Annotated in this window: 9 protein-coding genes; 5 read left to right on the forward strand and 4 right to left on the reverse strand. The window is 70.4% G+C overall.

The window, feature by feature from the left end:
• Positions 1 to 355: 355 nt before the first annotated feature.
• The gene (locus tag ABT367_RS38080; RefSeq protein WP_352258136.1) at positions 356 to 1,267 is read left to right on the forward strand and encodes a DUF4190 domain-containing protein; all 912 of its coding nucleotides are present in this window, start codon (positions 356 to 358) and stop codon (positions 1,265 to 1,267) included.
• A 143-nt stretch (positions 1,268 to 1,410) separates the two neighbouring features.
• Positions 1,411 to 1,629 carry a hypothetical protein gene (locus tag ABT367_RS38085; RefSeq protein ID WP_352258138.1) on the forward strand — a complete coding sequence of 73 codons (219 nt, stop codon included), beginning with the start codon at positions 1,411 to 1,413 and terminating at the stop codon, positions 1,627 to 1,629.
• 128 nt (positions 1,630 to 1,757) lie between these two features.
• On the opposite strand, the gene ABT367_RS38090 is transcribed toward ABT367_RS38085, so the two are convergent.
• The 3 genes from ABT367_RS38090 to ABT367_RS38100 all read right to left on the reverse strand — a co-directional run bounded on the left by ABT367_RS38090 (position 1,758) and on the right by ABT367_RS38100 (position 5,315).
• Positions 1,758 to 2,786: an endonuclease/exonuclease/phosphatase family protein gene (locus ABT367_RS38090; RefSeq protein ID WP_352258140.1), complete on the reverse strand. Its 1,029-nt coding sequence runs from the start codon at positions 2,784 to 2,786 to the stop codon at positions 1,758 to 1,760.
• Positions 2,787 to 3,018: 232 nt separating this feature from the next.
• Entirely contained in the window at positions 3,019 to 3,645 is a 627-nt protein-coding gene (locus ABT367_RS38095) for a TetR/AcrR family transcriptional regulator (protein ID WP_352258141.1), read from the reverse strand.
• Between the two features lie 77 nt (positions 3,646 to 3,722).
• Positions 3,723 to 5,315 (reverse strand): MFS transporter, encoded by a 1,593-nt coding sequence (locus tag ABT367_RS38100; protein WP_352258143.1) that lies wholly within the window; start codon positions 5,313 to 5,315, stop codon positions 3,723 to 3,725.
• Positions 5,316 to 5,504: 189 nt separating this feature from the next.
• Between ABT367_RS38100 and panB the strand changes: the two genes are divergently transcribed.
• The 3 genes from panB (at position 5,505) to ABT367_RS38115 (ending at position 8,519) form a co-directional block, all read left to right on the forward strand.
• Entirely contained in the window at positions 5,505 to 6,386 is an 882-nt protein-coding gene (gene panB, locus ABT367_RS38105) for a 3-methyl-2-oxobutanoate hydroxymethyltransferase (RefSeq protein ID WP_352258145.1), read from the forward strand.
• A 262-nt stretch (positions 6,387 to 6,648) separates the two neighbouring features.
• On the forward strand, positions 6,649 to 7,671 hold the full coding sequence (locus ABT367_RS38110) for an ATP-binding cassette domain-containing protein (protein ID WP_352258146.1): 1,023 nt from the start codon (positions 6,649 to 6,651) through the stop codon (positions 7,669 to 7,671).
• Positions 7,668 to 8,519, forward strand: coding sequence for an ABC transporter permease (locus ABT367_RS38115; protein WP_352258148.1), 852 nt, complete (start codon positions 7,668 to 7,670; stop codon positions 8,517 to 8,519). Before ABT367_RS38110 ends, ABT367_RS38115 begins: the two co-directional genes overlap by 4 nt.
• 96 nt (positions 8,520 to 8,615) lie before the next feature.
• On the opposite strand, the gene ABT367_RS38120 is transcribed toward ABT367_RS38115, so the two are convergent.
• The coding region (locus ABT367_RS38120) for an ATP-binding protein (protein WP_352258150.1) at positions 8,616 to 11,573 on the reverse strand (2,958 nt) is incomplete at its 5' end.

Consider the following 11,573-nt stretch of genomic DNA (forward strand, 5'->3'; position numbering starts at 1 on the left):
ACCGCACGCGACAAGCGGGGGCCTGGGGGCAAGGCCCCCAGAAAGGGGGCCGGGGGGCGAAGCCCCCAGCGGGGGCCCGGGGGCAGAGCCCCCGCGACCACAACCGACCGCCCCCACCCCGGGACCCGAGGGCCAAGCCCCGGTTCCAGGAACGGGCGAGCAGGGGAAAAGCCGCCCACCGCAGGCGCACCCGAACCACGTCCCGCAACGAGAGCGCACCCCGAGGCCACACCCGAACGGGCACGCGAACCATCCGCGAAGAACACCCAGTTCGCGCAGGTGAAGCCCGTGATAAAGCAAACATAAGGCTCTGTTACGGTTGCCGGAAATTCACACTGCTCGCACAAGGAACACGATGACCACTCCGCCGCCGCCCGGCCCCGAGTCCCCCTGGGCCCCGCCGCCCGCCGACGCTGCCGGTCCGTACCAGGCGTTTCCCCCGCCGCCGCCCGGCGCCGGCTACCCGATGGCCCCGCCGCCGGGCCCGTTCATGCAGCCGCGCAACGGTCTGGGCACGGCCGCTCTCGTCACGGGCATCATCGGCCTCGTCCTCGCGGTCACCATCGTGCTGTTCTGGGTCGGCGCCATCCTCGGTGTGCTCGGACTCGTCTTCGGTTTCATAGGCATGGGCCGCGCCCGCCGCGGTGAGGCCACCAACAAGGGCGCCGCGCTCGCCGGTGCGATCACCGGCGGTATCGCCGTGGTCGTCGCCATCGCCGTGCTGGCCTTCACCGTGTGGTTCGTCAACGAAGCCGGCGAAGAGCTCGACAAGGCCATCAAGGACGCTTCCTCCTCCGCCCCGAAGGACCCGACCGCAGAGGCCACCGACGCCGGCGAGGAGGCCCCGGCCGACTCCGCGGACTCCGGCGACCCGGCCGTGTTCGGCGACTCCTACGAGTACGAGGACGGCGTCCTCGTCACGGTCTCCGAGCCGAAGGCGTACACGCCGGACCAGTACGCCGCGGGCCACGAGAAGGGCAACAAGGCCTTCCAGTTCACGATCACGATCGAGAACGGCAGCAAGGAGAAGCTCGACATCTCCGGCGCCTTCCCCAGCCTGCGTGACGGCGAGGGTGCCGACACCGAGATGATCTTCGACGGCTCCAACGGCACCAAGCCCTTCGAGGGCACGGTCCTGCCCGGCAAGAAGGCCACCGCCAAGTACGCCTTCTCCGTCCCGGCCGGCGCCGAGAAGGAGCTCCAGCTGGAGATGAGCCCCGAGATCCTCGAGTACGACGACGCGATCTGGACGGGCTCCGCCAAGTAACTCCCCCACGGGTCCCGGGACCTCGGACCCTACGACGACGGGTCCTTCGGCGCAGGAATCAGGCAGGAATCCGGCTAAGGCGGCCATAAAAGGCTGGCACCTTGGTCAGGTCCCCGTTTCCGGCACCGAAGGGCCCGTTCGTCATGATCCCGCCGACGTACCTGCCGGCCCTGCGCCACGGCCTCGCGACCGCGGCCCTGGTGCTCGCGGTGGTCGCCGTGCTCGCCTCCGTGACCGGCATCGGCTCGGCCGGCCGTGAGCACCATGCGACGGACCGCGGTACCGAGGTGCATGTGAGCCCCTGCCCGCGGGACACCGGCGCCGACACCGACTTCCACGAGCAGGACATCGTCATCCCGTAAGGCAGACCTGAGGCCGTACGCATCAGACAGACCTGAGGCCGCACGCGTCAGGCAGGCCCCGCGCCCGTACGCATCAGACAGACGCCGCGGCCGTACGCGTCAGGCAGGCCCCAGCACCGTACGAGCCCTCAGAGCTCGACCGAAGCCGCCACCGGCAGATGATCGCTCCCGGTCTCCGGCAGCGTCCACGACTTCACCGGCTCCATCCCGCGCACCATGATCTGGTCGATCCGCGCCATCGGGAACGACGCCGGCCAGCTGAACCCGAACCCGTCCCCCGCCGCACCCTGCGTGGAGCGCAGCTGGGAGGTGACCGGGGACAGGGCGCGGTCGTTCATCGTGCCGTTGAGGTCGCCGAGCAGGATCAGCTTGCGGACCTTGTCGTCGCGGATCGCGACACCGAGCGCCTCCGCGCTGTTGTCACGCTGACCGGCGGTGAAGCCGGCGTTCAACTTGACGCGTACGGACGGCAGATGGGCCACGTAGACCGCGAACTCGCCCTTCGGCGACTCGACGGTGGTGCGCAGCGCACGGGTCCAGCCCATCTTGATGTCCACGGACCGGCTGTCGCTGAGCGGGTACTTGCTCCAGACGCCGACGGTGCCTTCGACCGCCCGGTACGGATAGGTCTCGGCCAGGACCTTCTTGTACGTGGGCAGCGCCTCGCCGGTGAGTTCCTCCAGGGCCACGACCTGGGCGCCGGACGCCGCGATCTTGCGGGCGGTGCCCTCGGGGTCGGAGTTCTCGGCGTTGACGTTGTGGGTCGCGACCGTGAGGTCGCCGCCGGCGGAGGATTTGTCGAAGATCAGGCCGCCGAAGAGGTTCACCCACACAAGTGCCGGGAGCAGCACGGCGATCAGAGCCGTGGCCGACCTGCGGACCACGGCGAGCACGAGCAGCACCGGCACGAAGAGTCCCAGCCACGGCAGGAAGGTCTCGGTGAGCGAGCCGATGTTGCCGATGCGGTTGGGGATGCGCGAGTGCAGCGCCATGATCAGGGCGAGCAGCACCGCGAGGCCCGCGACGACGAGACCCCGGCGCCACACGGACCGGTCCCGGAAGCCTCTGCGCCAGTCGTCGAGCAGGCGCCGGACACGGGAGCGGTGCTCAGGCCCCGAGCCGCTGGTCCCCGTCTCCGTCATATACGCCTGCGCCATACCGTCGCCTCATTCGCCGTGCACACCGTCCTCGTACCCGTTCGACCCTAGGTGATGGCGGTGCCGTGCCTTGCCGTCACACCTTCAACGGGGAGAGCGTCCCCGGGACGGCCGTACTGCTACGAGGACGGTGGGCGGCGGCGGGCAGTTCCGTCTTACCGGCGGTCACGGGCCGCTGTGACGAAACCCGCACATCAGAGGCGTATCGCCGCCGGCATCGAGCCCCGGGCCCTCAGACCCGCAGCCCTTCGATCACGGTGTCCACGACGGTCTCCGAGAGGCCGTCGGGCAGGGGCGCGTCGTGGCTGAGGATGGTGCGCGTGAGCAGGGGGCCGGTGAACAGGTCGGCCATCAGCGAGAGATCGACGTCGCCGCGGAGCTCGCCCGACTCGATCCCGCGCTTGAGCACCTGAGTGAGCCGGGCGCGGCGGGTGGCCACGATCTCGGCGTGGTAGAGGTCCCACAGCTGCGGATAGTTCTTGGCCTGGGCGAGCAGGCTCTGCAGCAGCGCGGACGAGCGCTTGGCGAGACCTCGGTGGCGGATCCCCTCGAGGATGACGACGAGATCATCCCGTACGGACTCACCGGGAAGCTCCTGGTCGGGGGCGTCCACCACGCGCATGACCTCGACGAAGAGCTCTTCCTTGCCCTTCCAGCGGCGGTAGATGGTGGCCTTGCCGACACCGGCTGTGCGCGCGATGCGCTCGATGGACATGTCACCGAGCGAGACGCCCTCCTCCAGGAGGCTCATCACGCCCTCGATGATGGCCCGTTCGACCGCCTCGCTGCGCGGCCGCCCGCGCACGGCCGGGGACCGGCTCTCCTCGTGCCACGGTTCCGGCCGGTCCATCGAGCTCATGCGCCGCGCTCCCCATTCTGTGTGCGTACGCGTACGGCCCCCTGCGCACGCGTACGCCATTGTCGTGCAGCCGGGGGCTACCGGCCCGCACCCACCGGCTCGGACGCCTCGGACGGCTCGTTCTCGTCCTTCGGCGGGCGGCCCGGCAGGAACAGGGCGACCACCACGACACCGATCAGGGCGACGCCCGCTCCGCACAGGGCGGTGATGTGCATCGCGTCCAGGAAGGCGTTGTAGGCCGGGGCGACGAGCGCTTCGCCGCGTTCGCCGAGCGAGCGCGCGACGCCGAGCGTCGCCTCGATCGACTCGCCGGCCGCGTGCTGCGCCTCGGGCGGCAGCGCGGTGAGGTGGCCCTCGATGCTCGAGCGGTACGAGGCGGAGAGCACCGAGCCGAGGATCGCGATCCCGAGCGCACCGCCGACCTGCCGGAAGGTGTTGCTGAGCGCGGAGGCCGAACCGGCCTTCTCGCGCGGCAGGGCCTGCATGATCACGACGCTCACCGGGGTCATGATGTGCGCCATCCCCGCGCCCATCAGGAAGAAGATCACTTCGAGCAGCCAGATCGGGGTGTCCGCGTCCAGGGTCGCGAACGCGGCGAGCGTGGCGGCGATCACCGCGAGACCGGCGGTGCACACGGCCTTGTTGCCGAAGCGGTCGACGACGAGCCGGGCGCGCGGCGCGAAGATCAACTGGGCGGCGGCCAGCGGGATCAGGAGCAGACCGCTCTGCAGCGGGCTGTATCCGCGCACGCTCTGCAGATAGAAGACGGAGAAGAAGGTGACGCCCATCATCGCGAAGAAGACCAGGGCGATGGCGCCGATCGCGGCGGAGAACACCTTGTTCTTGAAGTAGGTGACGTCGATGGACGGGTGGTCGCTGCGCTTTTGGTGCAGCACGAACAGGACGAGCACGACGAGCCCGGCGGCCATGGTGGCGAGCACCAGCGGGTCCGCGAAGTCGGCGATACGGCCGCCTTCGATGATCCCGTAGACGAGCAGCACGAGACCGAGGATCGACAGGAGCACACCGAGCGGGTCGATACGGCCCGGGCTCGGGTCCTTGGAGTCCGGCACGAGCACGACCATCAGGACCAGGGCCAGCGCGACGATGGGCACGTTGATCAGGAACACCGAGCCCCACCAGAAGTGGTCGAGCAGCAGTCCCCCGGTGATGGGACCGATCGCGATGGCGAGACCGACGCCGGCGGCCCAGATGCCGATGGCCTTGGGCTGCTCCTCGCGTTCGAAGACGTTCATCAGGATCGCGAGCGTCGCGGGCATCACGAAGGCGGCGCCCAGACCCATTACGGCACGGAACGCGACGAGCATCGCCGGTGATCCGGACTCGGCCGCGAGCAGCGAGCCGACACCGAACACGACGAGACCGGCGAGCAGCATCTTCTTGCGCCCGAGCCGGTCGCCGAGCAGTCCGGCGGTGAACAGCATGCCGGCGAAGACCAGCGTGTAGGAGTTGATCGCCCACTCCAACTCGCCCTGGCTGGCGCCCAGTCCGGTGGGTTCGGGTTCGGAGATGGTCTTGACCGCGACGTTCAGGATCGAGTTGTCGAGCACCACGATCAGCAGGCTCAGCATCAGCACACCGAGGATCGCCCAGCGGCGCCGGTGCACTGCTTCCGGTATGCGGGGTGGTGTGGCGGGAGTCGTCGTCATACGGACGAGCGTAGACCCATTTCGATACGACACCGTCTCGTATTGGAAAGTCTTAAGGAGTCTTTACCTGGGGGCCCACGGGACGGCCTCAAGGGGTGCCCTAGCCCCGACCGCCCCCGGGATGCCACCATGGGAGGTGATCCGGGGACGCCGTGAGGGCGCCTCGAGATGACTGAAGGAGCCGTTGCCATGACGCAGTTTTCGGCTGCCCAGACGCCTGCCCCGCAGCAGGCGGTATCCGACAGCAGCAAGGCGCTGTACGGGGGCAAGTCCAACCGCCGTGTCACCGTCCGCGATCTGATCGCCGCCAAGGAGCGCGGCGAGAAGTGGCCCATGCTCACCGCGTACGACGCGATGACCGCCTCCGTCTTCGACGAGGCCGGCGTACCCGTCCTGCTCGTCGGCGACTCGATGGGCAACTGCCACCTCGGGTACGACACCACCGTCCCCGTCACGCTCGACGAGATGACCATGCTCTCGGCCGCGGTCGTACGCGGCACCTCGCGGGCCCTGGTCGTCGGCGACCTGCCGTTCGGCTCGTACCAGGAGGGCCCGGTGCAGGCGCTGCGCTCGGCGACCCGCCTGGTCAAGGAGGCCGGCGTCGGGGCCGTGAAGCTGGAGGGCGGCGAGCGCTCGCTCGCGCAGACCGAACTCCTCGTGCAGTCCGGCATCCCCGTGATGTCCCACCTGGGTCTGACCCCGCAGTCCGTGAACACCATGGGCTACCGGGTGCAGGGCCGCGGCGACGAGGACGCCCACCGGCTGCTTCGCGACGCGAAGGCGGCTCAGGACGCCGGCGCGTTCGCCCTGGTCCTCGAACTGGTACCGGCCGAGCTCGCGGCCGAGGTCAGCCGCTCCCTGCACATCCCGACCGTCGGGATCGGCGCGGGTCCCGACTGCGACGCACAGGTCCTCGTCTACACCGACATGATGGGCCTGACCTCGGGCAAGATGCCGCGCTTCGTGAAGCAGTACGCGGATCTGCGGGCGCAGATGGTGCGCGCCGCGCAGGAGTTCTCCGAGGAGGTCGTGGGCGGCACGTTCCCGCGCGAGGAGCACAGCTTCCACTGATCACCGCCCCCTGAACCGCTGCGGCACCACGCGGGCCCGCCGACTTTCCCCCGGTCGTGCGGGCCCGTCGCCATTCCTCCAGGCCACCGGTCTCCTCGGTCGTGCCGCCCCGTCGGGCCGTCGGCCTCCCCGGTCGCGGGGCCCGTCACCTCTCCTCCGACGTAGCCCCCGACCTGCCCGGATCGGCGGAATATCGGTCTCCGCCCACCCCTGTCGGTGACGTGTCGGTGGCCTGTCGGCGGGGCGCTCCAGAGTTGTCGGCATGACGCGATCCGACAAGAACTCGATCCCCGGCGGCAACGCCGTCACCGTACGAGGACTGGTCAAGCACTACGGCGAGACCAAGGCCCTTGACGGCGTCGACCTCGACGTCCGCGAAGGCACCGTCCTCGGTGTGCTCGGCCCGAACGGCGCCGGCAAGACCACCCTCGTACGAGTCCTCTCCACCCTCATCCAGCCCGACGCGGGCTCGGCCTTCGTGGCCGGGTACGACGTCCTCACCCAGCCCCGGCAGCTGCGCCGCAAGATCGGCCTGACCGGTCAGTACGCCTCGGTCGACGAGAAGCTCTCCGGCTTCGAGAACCTGTACATGATCGGGCGGCTGCTCGACCTGTCCAAGGTCGGCGCCAAGAAGCGGGCCAACGACCTGCTCGAGCGCTTCTCCCTCACCGAGGCCGCCAAGCGCACCGCCGGCACGTACTCCGGCGGTATGCGCCGCCGTCTCGACCTGGCCGCCTCGATGATCGGCCAGCCCGCCGTCCTCTACCTGGACGAGCCGACCACCGGTCTCGACCCCCGTACCCGCAACGAGGTGTGGACCGAGGTCAAGCGCATGGTCGGCGAGGGCGTGACCGTCCTGCTCACCACCCAGTACATGGAGGAGGCCGAGCAGCTGGCCTCCGAGCTCACCGTGATCGACCGCGGCCGGATCATCGCCGAGGGCGGGATCTCCGAGCTCAAGGCGAAGGTCGGCGGCCGCACCCTGCGCATCCGCCCGGCCGATCCGCTGCAACTGCGCACGATGGCCGCCGACCTGGACGCCTCGGGTCTGACCGGCCTCGCCACGGCGACCGTCGACGCCGAGACCGGCACGGTCATCGTGCCGGTGCAGAGCGACGAGCAGCTCACCGCGATCGTGGCCCATCTGGCCGGCGCCGGTTTCCAGCTCGCCGACATCGCCACCGAACTGCCCAGCCTGGACGAGGTGTTCCTCTCGCTGACCGGCCAGAAGGCCAGTGCTCCGCAGGACGCGCCCGCCCGTGAACTCGAGGAGGCCGCCGTATGAGCACCGCAACCCTCAACAAGCCCGAATCGCTCGACCAGCCGCCTCTGCACGCCGGAGAGGCCGACGGCCGTATCGGACTGCGGGCCAATCTGCGTCACACCGGCGCCCTGATCCGCCGCAACCTGCTGTGGATCAAGAAGGACCCGGAGTCGATGTTCGACGCCCTCCTGATGCCGGTCGTCTTCACCCTGCTCTTCGTGTACGTCTTCGGCGGCTCGATCGGCAAGGCGATGGGCGGCGGCCAGGACGCCTACGTCCAGTACGTGATCCCCGGCATGCTCGCGATGATGTCGATGTCGATCGCCCAGGCCGTCGGCACCGGCTTCAACGAGGACTTCCACAAGGGCATCATGGACCGCTTCCGGTCCCTGCCCATCGGCCGCGGCTCGGTCCTGTTCGCGAAGATCTCCGTCGAGATCATGCGGCAGCTGGTCGCCATCGCCGTCCTGATGCTCGTCGCGGTCCTCGTGGGCTTCGACATCGAGAGCTGGCCCGGTCTGTTCGCGGCTGTCGGGCTCTCGGTGCTCTTCGGCTCCGCCGTCATGTGGATCTTCCTGGTGCTGGGTGTGACCCTGAAGAGCCCGCAGTCCGTGCAGGCCCTCGGTTTCCTGGTGATGATGCCGCTGCAGTTCGGCTCGTCGATCTTCACCCCGACGCAGAACATGCCGGGCTGGCTGCAGAACTTCACCGAGTACAACCCGATGTCCGGTCTCGCGGACGCGGCCCGCGGTCTGATGACCACCGGCCACCCGGTCGCCCACGGACTGTGGGTGACGCTGGCCTGGACGGTCGGACTGACCGTGGTCATGGCTCCGTACGCCATCTACAAGTTCGCGAAGAAGAGCTGATGCGTACGGCATACCGAGCCCCTCGGACCTGATCCGCCCCGTCGGATCGCGTCCGAGCGGTACGGATCAGAAACCTGAGCAGCAACGCACAGCTGCTCAGAACAAGGCGGCGGCCTCCTCCACGGAGAGGCCGCCGCCTTCCGCATGCGCCCGCTCGTATGCCTCGTCACTGAGCTGCGTGCGCACCAGCGCCTCGGCCTCCTGACGCAACTCCCGCTCGAACTGCGGCTGTACATGCCGCGCGGGCCGATTCGCGTCGGACGCACCGAGCAGCCGGGCCGCGACCAGGGCGCGCTCCTCACCGCCCAGGCCCGCCAACGCCTTGGCCGCAAGGGCGAGATGGGACGCGGGCAGCTGCGGCATCACCATCTGCGACATCGGCTCCATCGCGTGGTCGAGGGCGCTGCGCGCATACGCGAGCGCGGACTCATGGCGGCCGTCCACCGTGTCGAGCCAGCCGAACATCCCGTCCAGCATGCCACGGAACATCAGGATGGGCCCGGACATGAACTGATCGCGCAGCCAGAACAGACTCTGCCGCGCCTCCTCCACACGACCGGTGCGGCCGAGACGCAGGGCGAGGTAGAGGCGGGCGAACGCCTGCGGCTCGCTGAGCGCAGGATCGGCATCGTCGACGATCTCGCGCAGCATGTGCTCGGCCTCGTCGCCGCGGTCGAGCTCGAAGAGTGCACCGCCGGCCAGGCGGGCCTTGAGTACCAGTACCTGGGTGCGGGCGCCCATGCGTTCGGCATGCGCGATGGCGGCCAGGTAGTCCTCGCCGGCCCGTTCGAACTCGCCCTGCCGCTCCCAGCCCTCACCGCGCGCCGACAGCGCCTCCGCCTGGCCCCAGACGTCACCGAGTTCGGTGAAGAGGGCGAGCGCCTCATCGGCGCTCGCGATGGCATCGCCTGACCATTCCGTGCGGTTGGCGAGGATGTTGGCGCGCATCTGCAGCGCCCCTGCCAGTTCCCAGCGGTAGCCGAACCGGCGGCAGGCGGCGACCTGTTCGGCGCTGAACTCCAGGACGTCGAAGGACTCGCCGGTCATCAGACGCGCGAAGAACCAGATCGACCCGGGCATCCTGCACACCTGCGGCATGCCCGACCGGTACGTGGCGACAACGGCGCTCAGGGTGTCGTTGTTGTCGCCCGCCCACAGATCCCGGCCGTGGTCCAGCGTCGCCAGCTGGATCAGTTTGGCTCCGCGCCGCGCCTCCGCGAGCACCTCGGGGCTCATCGGCGGCGGTGCGTCGGTGCACCGTTCGTGCACGTCGGGGGCGGGCTGCACCGGGTGCGTGAACGGTTCGGGGCCCAGCTCCACCGCCGCGGTCGACCAGTGATGGGCCTCGGCCCGCTGATCGCGCATCTGCCAGTACCAGCACAGCCCGTGCACGAGACTCAGCGCCTCCTGCTGGTCGCGCTGGGCGACGGCATGGCGCAGGGCGTTGCGCAGATTCTCGTACTCGGTCTCGATCGTGGCGATGCCCTCGGCCTGACGGCTGCCGCGGAGCAAAGGGTCGGTGGTGCGGGCGAGTTCGCGGTAGTGCACGAGGTGGGCGCGCTCGGCCAGGACCCCCTCCCCCGCCTCGTCGAGGCGCTCGGCCGCGTACTCGGCGACCGTCTCCAGAAGCCGGTAGCGCATCTCGCCGTTGGCCGAAGGGTCCGCCACCACAAGGGACTTGTCGACCAGGGAGCCGAGCAGATCGATGACGTCGCGCCGGTCGACCATGAGGTGCAGATGACAGGCGGCGTCGCCGTCCGTCTCGGGTATGGCGCCGCACACCGCTTCCGCGGCCGTGAGGTCGCAGCCGCGCGCGAACACCGAAAGGCGGCGCAGTACGGCCCGCTCCGGCTCGTCGAGCAGGTCCCAGGACCAGTCGACCACGGCTCTGAGCGTCTGCTGCCGCGGCAGAACCGTACGGCTGCCGCCGGTCAGCAGGCGGAAACGGTCGTCGAGCCGGTCGGCGATCTGGCGCGGGGTGAGCATCCGCAGCCGCGCCGCGGCGAGTTCGATCGCGAGCGGCTGACCGTCGAGGCGGCGGCAGATCTCCTCGGCCGCCGCCCGGTCGTCGTCCAGGGCGAAGCCCGCCCGTGCGGCGGACCCGCGCTCGGCGAACAGCTTCAAGGCCATGGCCTCGGGCAGCGGCCCGAGCGGCCGCAGCGACTCCCCGGGAACACCGAGCGGTTCACGGCTGGTCGCGAGCACGGTCAGACCGGGGCAGCGCCCAAGCAGATACGCCACCATGTCGGCGGCCGCACCGATGACGTGTTCGCAGTTGTCCAGTACGAGGAGCAGCTCGCGCCGGGCGCAGTGCTCGACGAGCCGGGCGAGCGGGTCCTGGGCACCCCGGTCGGCCGAGCGCACCGCCTCGGCGCCGGCTCCGTAGAGGACGGTCTCGCGGGCACCGAGCGCGGTGAGCACCGCTTCCGGTACGGCCTCGGGGTCGGCGTCGGCGCTCACGGGCGCGAGCTCGGCGAGCCAGACGCCGTCGCGGAAGCCGAGGCCGTCGGCGGCCTCCTGCGAGAGCCGGGTCTTTCCGGCGCCGCCGGGGCCGAGCAGGGTGACGAGCCGGGCACCGGCGAGGTCGCCGCGGATCGCCTCGAGCTCGGGCTCGCGGCCGACGAAGGAGGTGAGGCGGGCGCGCAGGTTGCCCTTGCGGGCAGCCGACGCGGCCTGGGCTTCCGCCCCACCGGACGCCTGGGCGGAGGGCTGCCCGGCGGTGACGGCGGGCTGCCCGGCGGTCGCGGCCGGCGGCCGAGCCCCGGACCCGAGGCCGCCGGCACCGGCCCCGGGGTCCGCACGGACCTCCGCCCCGGGCCGCGCCGCGGGATCGAGCAACTCGGCGTGCAGCGACCGCAGTTCAGGCCCCGGATCCGCGCCGAGCTGATCGGCGAGGCGCTCCCGTACGTCCTCATAGGCGGCCAGCGCCTCGGCCGCACGCCCCGCCTCGCGCAACGCCCGCAGGCGCAGCGCCTGGAGCGGCTCGTCCAGCGGATGCGCCTCGGCGAGCGCGGTCAGCTCCGGCAGGATCTGCTCGGCGCGGCCGAGCGCGAG

This window comes from Streptomyces mesophilus (genome assembly GCF_040300965.1).
Classification (GTDB): domain Bacteria; phylum Actinomycetota; class Actinomycetes; order Streptomycetales; family Streptomycetaceae; genus Streptomyces; species Streptomyces mesophilus_A.

Coding starts and splice junctions, on each gene's coding strand:
- ABT367_RS38115 (WP_352258148.1), top strand. CDS start 7,668: ATGAGCACCGCAACCCTCAACAAGCCCGAATCGCTCGACCAGCCGCCT.
- ABT367_RS38080 (WP_352258136.1), top strand. CDS start 356: ATGACCACTCCGCCGCCGCCCGGCCCCGAGTCCCCCTGGGCCCCGCCG.
- ABT367_RS38085 (WP_352258138.1), top strand. CDS start 1,411: ATGATCCCGCCGACGTACCTGCCGGCCCTGCGCCACGGCCTCGCGACC.
- ABT367_RS38110 (WP_352258146.1), top strand. CDS start 6,649: ATGACGCGATCCGACAAGAACTCGATCCCCGGCGGCAACGCCGTCACC.
- ABT367_RS38095 (WP_352258141.1), bottom strand. CDS start 3,645: ATGAGCTCGATGGACCGGCCGGAACCGTGGCACGAGGAGAGCCGGTCC.
- ABT367_RS38100 (WP_352258143.1), bottom strand. CDS start 5,315: ATGACGACGACTCCCGCCACACCACCCCGCATACCGGAAGCAGTGCAC.
- ABT367_RS38090 (WP_352258140.1), bottom strand. CDS start 2,786: ATGGCGCAGGCGTATATGACGGAGACGGGGACCAGCGGCTCGGGGCCT.
- panB (WP_352258145.1), top strand. CDS start 5,505: ATGACGCAGTTTTCGGCTGCCCAGACGCCTGCCCCGCAGCAGGCGGTA.